Annotated in this window: 15 protein-coding genes and 2 pseudogenes; 9 read left to right on the top strand and 8 right to left on the bottom strand. The window is 69.5% G+C overall.

The window, feature by feature from the left end; all coding sequences use genetic code 11:
- The first annotated feature begins 401 nt into the window (after positions 1-401).
- Both AB0I10_RS36250 and AB0I10_RS36255 read left to right on the top strand, forming a co-directional pair.
- A complete protein-coding gene (locus AB0I10_RS36250; RefSeq protein WP_363156995.1) occupies positions 402-1,913 on the top strand; it encodes a transferase in 1,512 nt (503 codons plus the stop codon).
- A gap of 179 nt (positions 1,914-2,092) precedes the next feature.
- Positions 2,093-2,779 carry a DUF4328 domain-containing protein gene (locus AB0I10_RS36255; RefSeq protein ID WP_363156996.1) on the top strand — a complete coding sequence of 229 codons (687 nt, stop codon included), beginning with the start codon at positions 2,093-2,095 and terminating at the stop codon, positions 2,777-2,779.
- Positions 2,780-2,984: 205 nt separating this feature from the next.
- On the opposite strand, the gene AB0I10_RS36260 is transcribed toward AB0I10_RS36255, so the two are convergent.
- On the bottom strand, positions 2,985-3,473 hold the full coding sequence (locus AB0I10_RS36260) for a hypothetical protein (RefSeq protein WP_363156997.1): 489 nt from the start codon (positions 3,471-3,473) through the stop codon (positions 2,985-2,987).
- 333 nt (positions 3,474-3,806) lie between these two features.
- Positions 3,807-4,793 carry a GNAT family protein gene (locus AB0I10_RS36265; RefSeq protein ID WP_363156998.1) on the bottom strand — a complete coding sequence of 329 codons (987 nt, stop codon included), beginning with the start codon at positions 4,791-4,793 and terminating at the stop codon, positions 3,807-3,809.
- A 53-nt stretch (positions 4,794-4,846) separates the two neighbouring features.
- Here AB0I10_RS36265 and AB0I10_RS36270 point away from each other — a divergent pair, with 53 nt between their 5' ends.
- Positions 4,847-5,491: a TetR/AcrR family transcriptional regulator gene (locus AB0I10_RS36270; protein ID WP_363156999.1), complete on the top strand. Its 645-nt coding sequence runs from the start codon at positions 4,847-4,849 to the stop codon at positions 5,489-5,491.
- Positions 5,492-5,496: 5 nt separating this feature from the next.
- Here the strand turns inward: AB0I10_RS36270 and AB0I10_RS36275 are convergent.
- Together AB0I10_RS36275 and AB0I10_RS36280 are read right to left on the bottom strand one after the other, a co-directional pair.
- A pseudogene (locus AB0I10_RS36275) lies at positions 5,497-5,598 on the bottom strand (IS5/IS1182 family transposase); the annotation flags it as partial.
- A 161-nt stretch (positions 5,599-5,759) separates the two neighbouring features.
- The gene (locus AB0I10_RS36280; RefSeq protein ID WP_363157000.1) at positions 5,760-6,269 is read right to left on the bottom strand and encodes a hypothetical protein; all 510 of its coding nucleotides are present in this window, start codon (positions 6,267-6,269) and stop codon (positions 5,760-5,762) included.
- 384 nt (positions 6,270-6,653) lie between these two features.
- Here AB0I10_RS36280 and AB0I10_RS36285 point away from each other — a divergent pair, with 384 nt between their 5' ends.
- Both AB0I10_RS36285 and AB0I10_RS36290 read left to right on the top strand, forming a co-directional pair.
- Positions 6,654-7,601 carry a hypothetical protein gene (locus tag AB0I10_RS36285; protein ID WP_363157001.1) on the top strand — a complete coding sequence of 316 codons (948 nt, stop codon included), beginning with the start codon at positions 6,654-6,656 and terminating at the stop codon, positions 7,599-7,601.
- A gap of 241 nt (positions 7,602-7,842) precedes the next feature.
- Positions 7,843-8,421, top strand: a complete 579-nt coding sequence (locus AB0I10_RS36290) for a hypothetical protein (protein ID WP_363157002.1) — start codon at positions 7,843-7,845, stop codon at positions 8,419-8,421.
- Between the two features lie 101 nt (positions 8,422-8,522).
- On the opposite strand, the gene AB0I10_RS36295 is transcribed toward AB0I10_RS36290, so the two are convergent.
- Complete coding sequence (locus AB0I10_RS36295; RefSeq protein WP_363157003.1) at positions 8,523-10,250, bottom strand: S8 family serine peptidase; 1,728 nt, start codon at positions 10,248-10,250, stop codon at positions 8,523-8,525.
- 44 nt (positions 10,251-10,294) lie between these two features.
- Between AB0I10_RS36295 and AB0I10_RS36300 the strand changes: the two are divergent.
- Positions 10,295-10,447, top strand: a pseudogene (locus AB0I10_RS36300) (LLM class flavin-dependent oxidoreductase); the annotation flags it as partial.
- A gap of 647 nt (positions 10,448-11,094) precedes the next feature.
- Positions 11,095-11,490, top strand: a complete 396-nt coding sequence (locus AB0I10_RS36305) for a DUF779 domain-containing protein (RefSeq protein WP_363157008.1) — start codon at positions 11,095-11,097, stop codon at positions 11,488-11,490.
- 154 nt (positions 11,491-11,644) lie between these two features.
- Here AB0I10_RS36305 and AB0I10_RS36310 read toward each other — a convergent pair whose 3' ends face one another.
- From AB0I10_RS36310 to AB0I10_RS36320, 3 genes are all read right to left on the bottom strand, one after another.
- Complete coding sequence (locus AB0I10_RS36310; protein WP_363157004.1) at positions 11,645-12,592, bottom strand: hypothetical protein; 948 nt, start codon at positions 12,590-12,592, stop codon at positions 11,645-11,647.
- A 318-nt stretch (positions 12,593-12,910) separates the two neighbouring features.
- The gene (locus AB0I10_RS36315; protein ID WP_363157005.1) at positions 12,911-13,429 is read right to left on the bottom strand and encodes a lytic polysaccharide monooxygenase auxiliary activity family 9 protein; all 519 of its coding nucleotides are present in this window, start codon (positions 13,427-13,429) and stop codon (positions 12,911-12,913) included.
- 266 nt (positions 13,430-13,695) lie between these two features.
- Positions 13,696-14,724 (bottom strand): LacI family DNA-binding transcriptional regulator, encoded by a 1,029-nt coding sequence (locus AB0I10_RS36320; protein WP_363157006.1) that lies wholly within the window; start codon positions 14,722-14,724, stop codon positions 13,696-13,698.
- Positions 14,725-15,104: 380 nt separating this feature from the next.
- On the opposite strand from AB0I10_RS36320, the gene AB0I10_RS36325 reads away from it, so the two are divergent.
- Both AB0I10_RS36325 and AB0I10_RS36330 read left to right on the top strand, forming a co-directional pair.
- Positions 15,105-16,052, top strand: a complete 948-nt coding sequence (locus tag AB0I10_RS36325) for a nucleoside hydrolase (RefSeq protein ID WP_363157007.1) — start codon at positions 15,105-15,107, stop codon at positions 16,050-16,052.
- A 23-nt stretch (positions 16,053-16,075) separates the two neighbouring features.
- On the top strand, positions 16,076-17,515 hold the full coding sequence (locus tag AB0I10_RS36330; RefSeq protein ID WP_363157009.1) for an MFS transporter: 1,440 nt from the start codon (positions 16,076-16,078) through the stop codon (positions 17,513-17,515).
- The last annotated feature ends 97 nt before the right edge of the window (positions 17,516-17,612 follow it).

The raw sequence follows: 17,612 nt of genomic DNA on the forward strand, positions 1-17,612 counted from the left end.
AGAACACCCGCCGGATCTTCGCGGGTGTGACCGCGCCGGGCCCGCCCAGCGTGCCACCGCCAACCCTGCACAAGCTCGTCAGACGCGCACAGCCGAGTCTTGTCGCGCCACTTTCGGCTCTCGACTCTCGACTCCCGCTTTCTGCTTTCTGCTTTCTGCCTTCTGCTTTCTGACGGTCCGTCGGGCGTCGCGCAGGCGGGTGGGCGTGGAGAACCGACGTGGTGGGGCCGCGGGTTGAGTCTGGTGGTGGGGCGGGAGCAGCATCCGCTGGCGAGCAATCGCGGTGTTGCCTGCTCGGGCCTGTGGCGTGAACTGCCCACGGCCGGTGGGCAGAGGTGGTAGTACGGGACGCGGTCAGCGCCGGACGGCGGTGCTGGGGCGGGGTGAGGGGGTGGGCTGAGGTGTCCTCGGGCTTACGGGCGTTCGCCCGGCTGGTCACGGCGGTCGCGGTCGTCACGGCCTATGTCGCGCTGCACTTGGCGATCACCGCGGGCATGGACCTGCGGGCCCACGACCGCTTCCGCAGCGCCCCGGCGCGGGCCTCCGCGTTCACCGCTGCGCTGGACCGCTACGCCGACGGGGACGTGTCTGCGCGCGCTGAGATCCGTGAGGGCGCCGCGTGGTTCGAGGAGAACGCCCCATCGGGGGGAAGCCGGTCCGCGGTGTCCTCCGCCGCCGGCGACGCTGAGAAGGGCAGGGTCTTCCTGGCCCGCGAGCGTGTCGCCGGGCTGGTGGCGGAGGTCGGGCGGGAGCAGGCGGGGCTCGACCGGGAGCTCAGCTCGTCGAGTGTGGCCGCGCTGTGCTGGGCGGCGCCCGCCGGGGCGCTGCTCGTGCCGGCGCTGTGGCTGCGGCGGCGTCGCCGGTCGGGCGCGGCGGAGGTCGTCGACGTGGTCAGCCGGTTCGTTCCACGTCAGCCGTGGTGGCGGCGGCCGGTGTTCCTGGTGGCCAACAGCGTCGGGTACGCGCTGTTCGCGACGGGATTCCTCGCCGCCTCCATGTCGCAGCAACAGGGCCACAAGATGCCGCTGGAGGAGCAGGTGCTGTTGCTGGCCGGCGGCCTGGCAGCGCTGGGGTCCGGGGTCCTGACCCTGCGCTACACCCGCCCACGCTCGGCGCGCGGCGCGGCCCAGGCCCTACTGGCCGACGGTCGCAGACCCGTGCTCTACCTGCGCAGCTTCGACGACGACGACACCACGAACCAGGTCGACGACGGGGCGGTCGTCAACATCCACTCGCGGGAGGAGCAGCTCGCGGGGGCGTTGGGCGCCGTCGGCCCCGTGATCGCGGTGGGCAAGCCCAGGGAGACGCTGCCGCAGCTGGGGGCAGCGCGGTTCTACCTGCCCCTCGACGACTGGCAGCCCGCAGTGCTGCGGCTGATGGAGCTGTCCCAACTCATCGTGTTGCGCCTGGGCTTGGGCGACGGGCTGTGGTGGGAGGTCGAGCAGGCCCGCGCCACCCAGCCCGCGCGGAAGCTCGTCCTGCTGGCTGCGGACCGGCTGCCGGACGTGGCCGAACGGCTGGACCAGCACCTGCCGACCCCGTCCCGGCTGGACGAGGTGGTCGCGGACGGTCCCTGGACCTCCGCCGTCGTCACCTTCGACCCCGAGTGGACGCCCCATGTGCATCCGGTGGGCCCCGTGCCCGGTGCCAAGACCCCGCGGGGCGCGCTCGCGCGCCGCTGGGCCCGCGCCAAACAGGCCGCTCGGGCGACGATGACCACGTTCACGCCCACGCACGACGTGGCTCGCACGGTGAAGACCGCCCTGGCGTCCGTGGGGGTCCGTAGACGGACGATGGCCTGGAGGGCCACCCTCGCCACGCAGGCATCGTTGTGGAAAGGCTTCATGCTGGTCACAGCCCTGGGGCTGCTGTCCTGGCTTGTGTTCCGGGCGCTGCAGCTGTTCGGCCCCTAGTGCTGTTCAGCCTCTAGTCTGTTCGGCCTCTGGCAGCACCATTCCGTGGCGACAGTCCAACATGACACCCCGAGAAGCCGGAACTGGTCAGAAACCGGGGACACAACTGGGCGGCGCCCAGTAGCATCCCCCCCAGCCCATGTAATGGCCAGCAGTCGCACGAGCTTCCGGGGGGAATCGTGGACGATGCACAGCAGGGCACACCTACAGGCGCGGGTCCGGCCGGCGCACAGCAGCGCAGGACGGTGACCGGCCCGGCTGGCGCCGCCACGATACTGATCTTATTGGCGCTCGTGGGCGGCGTGCTGGGCACGGTGTCCGACTGGCGCAACTACCTCGTCGTCCACGACTACCTGGCCGGGGCGGCGACGATCGCGGACCTTGAGGCGGCCGACACCTTCTCGACGTCCGTGGGGATACCGATGCTCGTGCTGTACATCGCGGCCGGCGTGCTGTTCCTGGTCTGGTTGTGGCGGGCGCGGATCAACGCCGAGCTGTTGGGCGGCCGCGCCGCGCACCGCCGGTCCCGAGGCTGGGTGGTCGGCGGATGGCTTGCCCCGGTGGCCAACCTGTGGTTCCCGTACCAGGTCGTGTCGGACATCTGGCAGGCCAGCGCGCCCCGGCGACCGGCCGTCCGCGGCCTGGTCATCGCCTGGTGGGCGCTGTTCGTCGCTGACACGATGGTCAACCGGGCCGTCATGGGGTTCTACCTGCGGGAGGAGATCACCGAGGAGGGGCTGCGCAGCACCGCGAACATGGCCACACTGGGCACGGTGCTCGACTCGGCCGCCGGCGTGCTGATCGTCCTCATCATCAAGCGGATCACCACGTGGCAGAACCAGAGGCTCGCCCAGGACACGGTGTGAAGGAATCGAGCGCAGACGCTGTGAACGCGGCGGCGCACGAACATTACTGACATTACCGATCTTGAACGGCAACCGGCGGCGGCCTGCGCCATCACCTTCTCATTCCGGCCGCCTGGTCCTGCGTTCGCGAGGCGGGATCGCGCGGCCGCCGTCTCTTCCACCGCCGCAGTTTGTGCCGGTCAGCCACCGCCGCGGTGTGTGCCGGTCAGCGGCGGCGAGCGCCTGAGGGCCAGACCACCTGGACGGGGATGCCCGCCTCCCGGGCCTCGGCGACCACGGCGGCCGTGCCACCGCCTTTCTCCGACGGTGCCCCGTCCCATACGGCGATCAGCCTCTCCGCCCGCTGGAGCAGTTCGGTGTTCGCAGCTTCGAACGCCGTCAGACTCGCCTCCGGATAGGGCATCACCGTGATGTGGGAAGCCGCCTTCATCAGGCGGTCGAACCGCGCCCTGTGCTCCTCGTCGTCCAGGAATCGCCGGTAGTCGCGGAACGGCAGGACCACCGAGAGCTCGCCGCCCCAGGCCAGAACGGCCTCGGCGAACAGCGAGTCGGCGCCGGGTGCGATGCAAGAGACGCCGACCAGGCCCTGCGCGCCCGCGGCCAATTCGCCGAGCAGGTCGCGCAGTGCGTCCCGCACGAGTGCCTCCGTGCCCTCGGCGAGGCCCATATGGCCGGTTACGGCGATCGTTCGCATCACACCTCGTTCGTCTGCCGGTTCGCGCTGCCCAGCCAGTGTCCCACCTGGCCCGCGTGCGCCCGACGGTACCCGGCGCGGGCGCTCACTGATCATTACAGAATGAGGTGCGGAGGGGCCTCAAGCAGATGACGGAACAGGCGAGTTGAGGATTCCTTGGTCGATGAAGTTCCCCGCACGGTTCACTGGTCGATGAAGTTCCCCGCACGGTTCACTGACGGCATCCGGCTCGGAACCCTCCTGCTCCTCCCGACCGTCCCGAGGCGAAGGCTGAAGCCTGACGTGGAGGCTCCGCAGAAGACCGGGCTCTCGGTCCCACCGTGATCCGCACGGTCATTCGGTGACGGTGGCGGGCGCGTCGTCCCAGGCCAGTGAGGACATCCTCCACCCTGACGGGGTCCGGACGAACTGGGTGGTCTTGTGGCCGGAGCCCTCGAACCACTTGTCGTGGTGGAAGCCTGACTTGCGGTATTCGCTGAACCGGTGCGCGATCGATCCGAAGATCTCGGTCCGCTCAGCGACCTCCCATTCGCAGAACTCCGTCAGCGTCCCGTCTGTGAGCATCTTCTGCCGGGGCTCGATGAACGCGTCGAGGTCGTAGATCACGGGCTCGTCCCCGACGTTCGCGATGATCCTCCCCTGCGGGATGAAGACGTCGCGGATGACCCCGAGGTCCGGCCGGCTGTCGCCGGTGTTGGTGAAAGCGCCGACGAACACGCGCATCAGCCGATCGAGCTCGGCCTGGACTCCGGTCCCGGACGCTTCGGACACTTCCCCGGGAGACGGCCATTCTTCGGAAAGAACCGACCAGACTTCGCTGTCGTGCCGCGCACCTCGGTACGCAGAACGCTGTCGCAGCACGCCGTCGCGGGTCATGCCCAGTCGGCGCGCAACGTCGATACTGCGGGTGTTGCCCGCCGCGACCCACCATTCGACGCGGCTCATCCCGCGTTCCCGGAAGGCCCAGTCGATCAACACCCGGCAGGCCCGGGTCACCAGGCCCCGTCCCTCCCCGGCCTGCTCCAGCCAGCAGCCGATCTCGCACACCCCGGAGGCGCTGTCGAAGCGGGTGAACATGACGCCGCCGACCAGCGTGCCGTCCAGCCAAATCCCGTAGATCCGGCCGGTGTCCTGGGCGAGACGGTCGGCGTAGCGCTGGAGGGAAGCCGTGGCCGAGTCGAGGTCGGTACTGAACGTCGCCCAGGGTATCCACGGGTCCACAGAGACCCGAGCGCGGTCGATATGGGCGAGGAACTCCTGTGCCTGCCAAGGCTCCAGGGGACGGAGCCGGGCATGGTCGCCGAGCGGCAGGGTGAACATGGGAGCCTCGCTCTCTGGATACATAACAAGCGTTCGGTACGTAAGCTAGCAGCATGCCGCCCGCACCCGGAGACCGTGAAGCCCGCCGCAAGGACGTGTCCGAGGCGGTGTGGCAGGTCCTCGCCGACAGGGGGTTCGGCGGGCTGACCCTGCGTACCGTCGCCGCTGCGATGGGGGTCTCGACCGGGATGCTCATGCACTACTTCCCGACCAAACGGGCCCTGATCACGCACGCCTTGGACCTGCTGGAGAAGCGCACCGCGGAGAGGCCCCGCCGCGCGCGTCCCGCCGCGGGCCTCGCCACCGTGCGCGCCATGCTCCTGGACATCCTGCCGCTGACCCCGGGCGACACCGCCCGCAACCGCATCTGGGTCAGCTCCTGGGACCTCTCCCTCGCCGACGACGGGCTGACCACGGAACAGGCCGACCGCTACACCCGGCTGCGCTCGACGATCCGCCCGCACCTCGAAGCCGCACGCGACCTCGGCGAGCTCCCCGCAGCCGCCGACCCGGACCAACTTGCCGCCACTGCCGTCGCCTTCACCCACGGACTCGTCGTCCAGGCCCTCTTCGACCCCGGCCGATTCCCCCAGGACGTACAGATCACCATGCTCGACGACTTCCTCGCCTCGACCGCGCTGCCCCGGCCCGACGGCGGCAGCCGACCGGCCCCTGGTATCAGCGCGCGGTCCTACTGATCACTTCAGAATGAGGTTCGCAGTCGTCTCAAGCAGATGATGCTGCAGGCGAGTTGGAGCAGGCCGAGGTGGAGGTCGGCGCGTATCTCGTAGCGGGTCCGCGGCCGTAGGGGCTGAGCTGGGTGATGCCGCGGCAGCTTCCGCTGGTCAAGGAGACGGCCGACCGGCGAAGGTCCGGTGTGGGCCCACCTCTGAGCGCGTGGACGTGTGAGCCGCCGCCCCACCCGGTAGCCAAAGCCCCTCACCGAACTCATTCTGAAATGACCAGTTAGAAGGCGGTAGCTACGAAGCCCATAATGTAGGCGACGCTGAAAATGAGCGGAACGCCCTGCTCCACGTAAGTCAGCGGCACATATCGGCGCCAGTCTCGGCCCTCGCCCAAGGCGCCCCACTCCGCGTCCGAGTACGCGAACGCCGGCAGCTTCCGCTCCAGCGCACCGATCACCGCGTACTTGGCGGCGTTGAGCTGACGGTAGGAGCGCATCATCACGAACCAGGCCAGGCACTGTGTCAGTAAGATCACCAACCCCGCCAGAAGTACCCACACCGACCCACCGCGCCAGTTCACCCCGGACACGGTGACGACAACAGCCACGACTGCAGTGTTGAACGTCAGGAAGAAGGTGTTGGTGAGATTGCGCCGGGAACTGACCCGGTCGGCCATCTCGACGCACAGCTTGTACTGCTCCAGGATCGCGCCCTGGTAGTTGTCCGCAGCATAAGCGTAGTCCGACGGGCTGACGCCTTCGTTCCAGAGTGTGTCATCGATACCGGTCATGGGCTCATGATGGCCCACCACCCACCGCGGGTAAATCAATTCAGCCTGCGCAGCGCGGTCAACTGGTCCATGACAGGCCCGAGTTCGCGGAGCTCCTGATCACGTCCGCTTGCGCGGCGAGGAAACGGCACGCCTGGATGCGGAACAGGTGCGGCACCTGCCGTACGTGCCCACGGCACACCGAACAGACCCGGCAGACAGCGAAGCAACGGCACCGTGATCGCCGCCGGCAGGATGCCGGAGTTTGCGACCCGCACGTTGTCGAGTGGCTCTCCTCGGCTGCCGGACCCCACCAGGTCCAGTGGATGCTTGAGGGTCCGGCGCGCGTGGGTAGGATCGCGCGGGCTCGGCGGATCGCCCAGGCCGACTACGGGGGTTGGTGACATGAGCACAGCCGGCGGAGGCGCACCGTGGGGCGGCCACTGGGGTGGTGGCCAGGGTGGCAACCAAGGTGCCGGGCAGGGATGGCCGCAGCAGGGCCACCAAGGCGGATGGCAGCCGGGCCCCCAGCCCGGCCCGACCGTGCCGCCGCAGGCCGGCTGGGGACCGCATCCCCCGGGGCCGCCGACGCCGCCGCCGGAGCCGCCCCGGCGGCAGCGGATCCTGCGGTACGTCTTCAACCCGTTCCACGCGGCACAGCGGGTCTTCCGTCCGTCGCGTCCCGGTGTCGTCGAGGACCCCACCGTCCGCAAGCTCCAACTGTGGCGCACAGTGGCGGGCGTGGTCGCCTGGGTGTGGCTGACGGTCGCATACAGCGCGATCAGCGACGCGGGGAAAGCGGCCGACGTCGTCTCCGAGCGCTTCAACCAGAGCTGGATCAGCGTCGGGGTGCTGATCTGCACCTTCCCCGTCGTCGTCGGCGCCTTCTGTGCCGCGGCCCATGGCGGACTGCGGTACGTCTATCTGCGCCGCGCCCTGAAGTCGCTCGGCGCGGTGGCGGCCGTGGTCGTCTCCATGTTCACGTTCCCGCTGGCGATGGCGCCGGAGCTGGAGGGTTTCCGGGACTTCGTGGGCATACCCGGCAAGGTGGTCATCGCGCTGCTGGCCCTGTGGTCGCTCGGCTTCGCGATCTACGGCATCGGGCTCTCGCTCGTGCATGTCTTCCGCACGGCCGACATCCACGAGATGGTGCCGCCCATCCTCGCCACCTTCCTGGTGTGGGAGATGGCGATCATGGACGTGGCCACGGGAGCCTACGAGAACGTCCCGCCGCTCGCCCGGATCGCCTTCATGATGGGCGCGCCGGTGACCGTGACGGCGCTGTCCGCCTGGGAGGTGTACCGGCTGCACCGCCACCACGGACTGTCCCTGCGCGCGGCACTGCGGGGCTGAGACCCGTCTCCACCTTGCGGGCGGCGCAGCAGGGCTGCGGGCCCCGCCCAAACCCGCGGGTCCTTCGGCTCATCCTGGTAGCCCTGCCCCTGTCCACCGGACTCGGGCCGGCCTGACACCACCCCTTGGGGAAAGCCGCCGGGCCACCCGAACCCGTCCCTGGGGACGGGCCGTTGGCGTGTGCGGGGGTTCCGACCCGAACTGGACACGAGGAGGCCGCCCGTCTGGCAAGATCCTCTCCATGTCGAACACTTCATCGATTACGTACACGCGGATAGGTGCGGTCCTTCACGAGATCGGCATGGTGTCCGAGGAGAAGATGCACAGCGTCCTTGAAGGCGCCGTCAACTACGCGAACGACAGCCTGGAGCACTACTCGGCGGCTTCTGCCCTCGAAGCCTTCGGCGTGGCGGTCTCGGTCCACGCCGACGACATCGACTCCATCTACGACGGCTACGAGAGCCTGTTGCGAGAGGCGGCCGAGGTCGCCGGCGGCAAAGTCACCATCACCAACGTCCGGCTCATCGAGGTCGAAGGCGATTACGAGGGCGGCCGCTTCGATCGCCTGGAGTTCGAACGAAACGGCAAGCTCGTGTCCATCGACGCCGAGCACTTCGCGGAGGACTACTACGACCATGAGGCGGCCTGCGAGGCCATCTACGAGACCGCCCATGACGACGACCCCCGCTCATGGCGGTGCGTCGACTTCGAACGCAAGCCGAACCGCGGCTACGACAGCATCATGGTCCTTGCCACCCGCGAGCAGGCAGACGCTCTCCATGAGCACCTGGGCTTCACGTTCCCCGGGAACAGCGAGTGATGGGCTTCCGCAGGCTTGCCATCGGCGCACCGCGGCCGCGTTGAAGCCTGCGGCCCACCCATGACATCACCAACCACCAGCGCGTCGCCGACGAGTACAGGTCAGGAGACGCGCCAGGCAACGGCGTACGGCTGCGCGAACTGGGTGATCCGGTGGGCGCGGACGACGACTTCGGCTTCCCCGGCGGGGATGGCCTGCCACCGGACCTGTTCGATGTTGTTGCGATCGGCCCCTTCCGGGATCGTGATGGGGAACGAGCGTTTCTCGCCCTGCTCCAGCTCATCCTCGTCGGCGAAGCCCGCCCGGTCGCCGCTCCCCGGGAAGATGACGGAACGTTCGAGGTTGACGCGGCCGAACCCGGAATTGTTGTTCGGGGAGGCGCCCGCCTCGGTGGGGCTGTACTGGCCCCGGAGGTCCTCCGCGCCGTTGATGAGCATGGAGAACGCGGGGTCCGAGGAGACACCGAAGCGAATGTCGGTCCCCGCCACACGGGAGTGCGCCGACAGGATCGAGGTGCCTGGGCCGACGACATCGGGCTTGAAGCGTCCTTCCTGGGACGGGCCACGGCTGCTGAAGGCCGCCATCCCGTCCGGGTTGTCCGCCATCAGGTCGTCACGGATCGGGTTGGCGGGGAACGAGATGCCGTCCAACTGGCCATAGGTCTTGGAGATGTCAGGGCGGCTGCTTTCACTGGCACCGATGGTGATGCAGTTCTTGGCTCCTGCCTGCCCGCTGACGGACGCCTGGTTGATGTGACCGTCACGGTCCTGGTCGTGGCCATCGTTGCCCGCCGCGAAGCAGATGACGAATTCCTTGTTGTCCCAGACCATCTTGTCGGCCTCGAACGCGCTGGAGTCGTACGGCAGACTCGGGTCGATCGGGCCCCACGAGTTGGTGTGGATCCGCGCCCCGTCCTGCAGGAACGGCGGGTCGAACAGGTCGCGCAGATCGAGCGGGACGCCGCCGAGTTTGCCGTTCTTGTCCAGGAGGGACTGCAGGACCAGCTTTGCCTCGGGAGCCGTGCCCGTGACGGCGCCGCCCATCGACGCCGACGTCCCGTCGCCCAGGACCGATCCCGCCACGTGGGTTCCGTGCCCGTCGGGGTCGTCCGCCCGCTTGGGGCTCGTACGGCCGAGGGCGATCAGACGCTTGACCCGGCCGGTGAACGCCGGGTGCACATCTGTCGTGGACCCGAGGTCGAAGCCGGTGTCGGCGACGGCCACGACCTGCCCCTCGCCCCGGAACCTGGTGCCGTTGAGCGACACCTGGGTGCGCATCAGCGTCCTGGCGACGGTGTTGTACAGCCCCACCTCCGGGGCCTCCTCCACATGCCGTACCTCGTCGAGGGAGGCCAGCGCGGACAGGTCCTGCTCGCGGACCGTCATACGCACCTTGCGGTGGTTGGGCTGGAGATCACCGGTGCCGACTCCGGCCGCCCCGGCGATCCGCTCCCGCACTCCGTCCGACCCCGCGTCGACGTCCTCATGGAGGACGACGTCGACCGTGCGGGTGCGGGGCCCGGCCGTCTCAAGGGGATCGGCCAGGACGGCGACGGCCGGCCGCAGCCGGGACGACGGCCGCAGCGACGGGGCGATCTTGAACCCCTTGAGATACAAGTCCGACCAGGCCACGAAGGGCAGTGCACGCACGGCCTCCAGGTCGGCGGGCCGGTAGCCGCACAGATAGGTGCTCTCCGGAACGTATTCATGGATCACCACGCCGAGCGCCGCGAGTTGTTCCTTCTCCTCGGCGGTGGGCACCTCCGTGGTCTGTACGAGCAAATAGTCGGACGCGGAGGCATCCTCGGAGACCAGCCATGCACTGGCCAATTCTGCGGACTGGATCAACGGATCCACAGTCACGCCGTTCATCGGAGGACTTCGTCGACCAGGTCGTGCCGGTCCTCCAGCGACGCGGGCTGTTCCGTACCGAGTACACCGGCCGCACCCTGCGCGAGCACTACGGCCTGCCCCGCCCCGCCAACCGGCTGGCCACGGCCGCCTCGGGAGAGGGGCGGCCGGTATGACCGGACTCGACCTGACCACCGACGTTCCTGGCGGTCGGCGGCGGGGCGGACGTCATCCTTGCCGACATGGGCCACCGCGGCACCAGCGGCGCCACCACCTCGGGCGGCACCGGCGTCTGGTGCGTCCCGCCGGAGCCGGCCGCGTACGGGCCCCCTGCGAGGCGAACTGCCCGGCCGTCGCCCAGTACGTCACACCCCAACCCCCCCTTCCCGACGACCCGGCGGCGCGCGACAAGGGGCGCCTAGACCCTGCGGGGCTCCTCGGCAGTTACCGCCGCGAGATCGGCTGGGGCAGGGCCACACACCCGGTGCTCTGCGTGCGGTCGGCTCGTCGATCAACGTGCCGGGCACCAAAGGAAACTGACTGACCATCACCACCTCAACCGGCAGATCCGTTTCCGCCCTGGCCATGCAACCACCTCGCAACGTTGGGAGGAGTTCACTGAGGCACTGCTGTTCCGCTGGTCGAGAAGGGGTTGTCGGCCCATGTATCACCATGAGACCAAGAATCTGCTGGTCAGGCACGCCGCCAAGAAGCTGGGCTGCTTCTGATGGACGGAAGGGTGGACGGAGGGGTGGACGGAGGGGTCGAAGGAGGAACTGCGGGTCGGGAGACGGACGGGGCGGACGATGTCTCGCGGGTCGCGCTGAGCGCGGCGGCCACCGAGCTGCTGCGTCTGCTGCGGGATCAGCACGGGCCGCTGATGTTTCACCAGTCCGGCGGCTGCTGTGACGGCAGTGCCCCGATGTGTTACCCGGCGGGGGAATTCCGTACGGGATCGTCGGATGTGCTGCTGGCGCGGCTGGCGGTGGAAGGGATGCCGGAGCCGGTGGGGTTCTGGATGTCCGCGGACCAGTTCAGCCGCTGGCGGCATACGCATCTGACAGTCGATGTCGTACCGGGGCGGGGTAGCGGCTTCTCCCTGGAAGCACCCGAAGGCGTCCGGTTCCTGATCCGCTCCCGGCTGCTGACCGAGGAGGAACGGGCCCGGCTCGGCGACCAGCAGCAGACATCAGAAGCGGCCGAAGATAGCCAGAGATAGCTGGAGACATGGTGAGGCCCCGCGCACGGGGGATGGCACGGGGCCTCACTGAGAAGAACGGGCGGGAGGCAGCTGAGGTTCCCCTGCTGTGAAAATTCCGCAAGAAATTCTGGGCCGATGTGTGATCGGGAGGGCCTGCCGCCTCACCGGCCCCTCAGGCGTCGTCCTGTACCAGTCGCTCCAGCAGCTCCTGGAAGTCCCCGTCCACGAGCACCCGCAGCCCCTCGCCGTCCGGCTCGCTCAGCGGGGTCATCACGCCGCGGCGCCACCAGAACACACTGGGGCTGATCGCGCCCGCGGCGTCCTCATGACCGGCCGCGGCGAATTGCGCCATGGCCTGCAATGCCGGGATGACCTGTGCGTCGTGGATGCGGTGGAAGGCGAGTTGGTGCCGGAACGGCATCGCGACCAGCGCCCCGTCCGGCGTCAGCTCGGTACCCATGATCCGCTGTACCAGCTCGTCCAGCACCAGCACCCGGCTCGCGGTGAAGAAGGAGTCACCGAGCAGCACCTCGAACGCCGAGCCGTCGCCGCGCCGCACCGTTTCGTGCCCCTCGACCGGCAGCGCGCGCAGATTGTTCATCGCCCGGATGCGCAGCTCGGCCACGTCCCCGAGGTCGGAAAGCGAGTCCTCGCTCAGCATCTGCACCGCCTCGGGCAGATCGAGTGCGAGCACTTCACGCAGCCCCGGGGCGGGCTGCCGGCCGTACCGGAAGGAGTCCGAGTCGGGCAGCGTCTCCTGGGCGACGACACGGGGGAAGAGGCAGGCCCGGATCTCGTCCTCGGAGAGGATCTCCAGCGGCTGCGGGCCGTCCATCGTGCGCAGGACCTTGCCGACGTGGTCACGGATCAGCGCGGGCCAGCAGCGCTCGCCGCGCCGGTCGCGGTGGCACACCGCCGCGAGATTGCCGAGGCCGAACTGACGGCCCGCCGAATCGGTGACCACCCCCGCGTAGGCGGTGACTTCGAGGCCGTGCTCGGCGAAGGCCTGCCGGACCTGCGATCTGAAGACGCCGCCCTCCCGCTCGGAGAAGAAGGTGAACTCCGCATCGCGTGCGAGGTCGCGGGAATCCCGCTTCGGTCCTCGGCGGAACAGGCCCATCTCTTCCTCCCGGCGACGGCCACGAACGAACGGCCATGAATGGGCTGATCGTAACGGGTGCGCCCGCCGCACCTGACACGTTCCACCTGCTCGGAGGAGGGGACGGGACAGCCACGCACCCCCTGTACCTCCCGACCCACGCCTCCCCCGCCCTGCCACCGGTTCGCCGGATGCCGCGCATGGAGGCCGCGCCAACCTCAACTCGGCCCTGCTGCACCACGGTCCATGCGATCCGGAGGTGCCGCAGCCCGAAACGCCGCTCCCGGTATCACGCGCCGGTGCGCGATACCGGGAGCGGTCGGCCACCGATGACGGTGTCTAGCCGCCGATGTTGACGTCGATACAGGCGTAGAAGGCGTTCGCGGTATCGGCGATGTTCCAGACCGCCAGGACCTTCTGCTTGCCGGTCAAGCCACCGAAGTTGACGGTGTGCGAGACGGTCTCGGGAGGCTGTGCGCCACCGTCGTCGAATTCCGCGACCTTCTGGCCGCCGACGAAGTACTGCCAGGTGCTGGTCGAATGACGGGCCGTCAGCTTCCAGTTGAAGGACTGGGAACTGCCGACCGGGGTGACCTCCCAGCCCTTTGAGTCATCGTCGAGTTCGGCGAACTGGCTGTTGCCGCCGCTGCAACTGGTCAGCCCCTTGGGGCCCTCGACGCTCTGCGGCTCCCACTTGATCGGTCCGCATTCGACGGTGCCCGCGGCGCACTGCGCCTGCCTGCTGGGCGGCGAGGACACATATCCGTGCGCGCTGGCCGGGCTGGCCGGCATGGTCACGACGAGGAGTGGAGCAATTCCCGCGCCGATGGCGAGAGCCAGCCTTCTTTTCCGGTTCATGTCAACCCTTTCGCGATGGAGGCCACCACGCGAGAACAGGGGACCCGACGCCGCCACGGGCGCCGTATGTCCGCCCCGGGAAGCCTCGTTGAGTGTGGGGGTGGATGACGCGAGGGTGTTCCACGGCGGCATCCCACGCCCGCCCCGCCCGGGGCCGACTCCGAGCACGGCGTCCCGTAGGCATGACCGCCAATTGGTCTAGACTTTACTCGCTGACCGCGTACGGTCAAGAGGGCGGACCGACCCCGTCCGGGCCGCAAGGCGCATCACTTCGCCGGTGTGGCTCCGGACCCACTGGAGGCGCGCACGACGAGTTCGGGCGCGAGCCGGACGGTCCGCCGCGATCCGACCCCTCCGCCGGCCGGCTGGCGGGCGAGCAACCAGGCGGCCTCGGCGGCCAGTTCGGCGGCCGGCTGCCGGACGGTGGTCAGCGCCGGGTCCGCGAGGCCGGCGAGCGGGATGTCGTCGAAGCCGGTGACGACGACCTCGCCCGGGACGTCCGCGCCCAGTTGCCGCAGCCGTTGCAGCGCACCGACCGCGATGAGGTCATTGGCGCATACGAGGGCATCCAGCCGTCCGGCCGGACCGGACGGCCAGATCCGGTCCACCGCGGCGCGCCCCCACTCCACCGAGAAGTCGCCGAGTTCGACGCGCCCCGCAGCCTCCGGGCCAAGAGCCCCCGCCCCCGCCTCGTACGCGGTGCGCCGCTCGACCGCCGCCGACGCGGTCCCGGCCGCTCCCACGAAACAGGGACGACGGCGGCCCGTGGCAGCCAGATGCTCCAGCACGAGGGCCATACCGGCCGCGTTGTCGACGGCGACCGAATCGGCGACGCCGGGGCCACAGCCGCGGTCGAGCAGCACCAGCGGCACCCGGGCGGCCGCACTCGCCACCGCGTCCCGGCTGCGCCGCTCGTCGACGGGTATGACCAGCAGCGCATCGACCTGCCGCTCCAGGAACGCGCCGATCCGGGCCGCCTCGGTCACCGGATCGTCGTCGCAGTCGGCGAGCAGTACGGCACGCCCCTCCGCATGCAGGGCGTGCTCCAACTCCCGAACGAGCGCGGGGAAGAAGGGGTTGGTGATCTGCGGCAGGACCAGACCGACGGTGCCGGTGGAGCGGCTGCGCAGGGCGCGGGCCACCTGGTTGGGCCGGTAGCCCAGACGCTCGGCCGCCTCCCGTACCGTGCGGGCGGTCTCGGCGCCGACCGGACGGGTGCCGGCCAGCACCCGGGACACCGTGGCAACGGAGCAGCCCGATGCGCGGGCGACATCCCTCAGGGTGACTTCGGCCACGGTGGTGTGCCCCTTCGCTCGGTCAAGGCTCGGTCACGCGCTCGGAAGGCTCTGTCACGGTCGCGTGCTGCTGCGCGACGCGGGCCCCGATCCTGGCATCGGCCGGGAAACAGAGGGCACCGCCCGGAGTTGGCGGCAAACGTTATCACCGGGCCTGCGCCTGTCCAGTGCCGGAAAGTGAGGTATCCGGGGAACATGACGGGAGCATCCGGTCGTGTTGCTCACACTGCGTTGACATCGGGCGGAACGATGAGCGAAATTTCCGGAGAACGTTTTCCAGCGGTGGCAGCGCTGAGGCGCTCGCAGAGATTTCGACGTCACCCGCAACACCGTGCGCAGCGCAGCAGAGCGCAGAGCAGCAGAGCGAAGGGGCTCTTCCGTTGGCCAGAAAGATCATCCTCGACTGCGACCCGGGGCACGACGACGCGATCGCCATGCTCCTGGCCCACGGCAACCCCGGCATCGAGCTGGTCGCCGTCACGACCGTGGTCGGGAACCAGACGCTGGAGAAGGTGACCCGCAACGCCCTGTCCGTGGCGCGGATCGCCGGGATCACCGGTGTGCCCTTCGCGGCCGGCTGCCCGCGCCCGCTGGTACGGAAGGTCGAGACGGCGCCGGACATCCACGGCGAGACCGGCCTCGACGGCCCGGAGCTGCCCGAGCCGGCCATCGAGCTGGACCGCCGGCACGCCGTCGACCTGATCATCGACACCGTGATGTCCCACGAGCCCGGTGAGATCACCATCGTCCCGACGGCCGGTCTGACGAACATCGCGCTGGCCGTACGCAAGGAGCCCCGGATCGCCGAGCGGGTGCGCGAGGTCGTCCTGATGGGCGGCGGGTACCACGAGGGCAACTGGAGCGCGGTCGCCGAGTTCAACATCAAGATCGACCCCGAGGCCGCCCATATCGTCTTCAACGAGAAGTGGCCGCTCACCATGGTCGGCCTCGACCTCACGCACCAGGCGCTGGCGACTCCCGATGTCGAAGCGAAGATCGCCGCGGTCGGCACCAGGCCGGCGCAGTTCGTCCTGGAGCTGCTGGACTGGTTCCGCGAGGCCTACCGGGAGAACCAGGGCTTCGAGTTCCCGCCGGTGCACGACCCGTGCGCGGTCGCGTATGTGATCGACCCGGATGTCATGACGGTGCGCAAGGCCCCTGTGGACATCGAGCTCACCGGTGGTCTGACCCTCGGGATGACGGTGGCGGACTTCCGTTCGCCGGCCCCGGCCGACTGCACCACCCAGGTCGCGGTCAAGCTCGACCACGAGCGGTTCTGGAACCTCGTGGTGGACGCCCTTGAGCGGATCGGCGACGTCCAGGCATGAGCACCTCCACCACTTCCACCGGCATGAACGTCTCCACCTCCCAGGGCCCCACCGAGGTGAAGGGCGGCGGATCCGGCGTCCGGATCGGCGTGCTCCTCGCCGCGCTGCTCACGGCCTGCTTCGCCTTCCAGCTCAATGCGAGCATGCTCAGCCCTGCGCTGAAGAGCATCGAGGACACCCTCGGCGCCAGCTCCGCCGAGATCGGCCTCACCCAGACCGCGTTCTTCACCTCGGCGGCCCTGTTCTCGCTGTTCCTGCCGAGGCTGGGCGATGTCATCGGCCGTCGTAAGGTCCTGGCCGGAATGCTGGCCCTGATGGTCATCGGATGTGTGGTCGCCGCGCTGGCGACGAGCGTGCCGATGCTGTTCGCCGGCCGCGTCATCCAGGGTGTGTCCGGCCCGGTCGTCCCGCTGTGTCTGATCATGCTGCGGGTCGAGGTGCAGGAGCCGAAGCGGTACGGCACCCTGCTCGGCGTGATCACCGCCGTCAACGGCGGTATCGCAGGTGTCGACTCCCTCGCGGGCGGCTACCTCGCCGACAACCACGGCTTCCAGTCGGTCTTCTGGGCGATGGCGGTCGTCGCGGCGCTCGCCGCGGTCCTGGTCGCCACCCTGACCCCGGAGTCCCGGGCGGCCGCGGCGACCCGAATGGACTGGCCCGGAGTGGCCCTCCTCGTCGTCTCGGTCGGCTCGCTGCTGATCGCGCTGAACGAGGCGGGCAAGCTCGCCGCCGCCAACTGGCCGCTGATCGCCGGCCTCGTCGTCCTGACGACAGCCGCCTTCGCGCTGTTCTGGCGGACGGAGAACCGCAGCGGGCACCCGCTGGTCGCCACCCGGCACCTCAAGCAGCGCGCGACGTGGGCGACCCTGCTCACCACCGTGCTCACCATGACCGGCGTGTTCGCCGTCATGAACGGGCTGATCCCGGCGTTCGCCCAGGACGCGCAGGCCGGACTCGGCATGACCGCCGAGCAGTCCGCGTGGTGGACCCTGACCCCGTACGCCCTCGCCGGACTGGCCATGGGCCCGGTCGCCGGCCGCCTCGCCGCCACGTTCGGTTACGGCCGCATTCTGCGGCTCGGCCTCATCGGCTCGGTGGCGACCGTCGTCCTGATGCTCGTCACCATCGACGGCCATTCACGCGTACTGCTCCTGGCGGCGTCGCTGCTCGTGGGCATCACGTACGCGGGCGTCGCGAACATCGTCCTCAACGGACTCGGCATCGTCCTGTCCCCCAGCGAGAACCCGGGCTTCCTCCCCGGCCTCAACGCGGGCGCGTTCAACCTCGGTGCGGGACTGAGCTTCGCGGTGCTCTTCGCGGTCCAGACGGCGGCCCTGCCCGCCGACCCGGCGTCGCCGTCCGGGTACGTCGCCGGCATGATCGCGGGCGTCGTCATCATGGCCGCCGCCATCGCGACGTCGTTCCTGATCCCGAAACCGGTGGCGGCGGAGGCGCGGAGCTAGGGTCCGTCCGACCCTGATCCAGCCGACAGGCCCTGGACGAGGCGCCGCCGCACTCCCCCCTCGTGCGAAACCGCCCGCAGACCGGTGTACTCCGGTC

Source organism: Streptomyces sp. NPDC050636, from assembly GCF_040654775.1.
GTDB lineage: Bacteria > Actinomycetota > Actinomycetes > Streptomycetales > Streptomycetaceae > Streptomyces.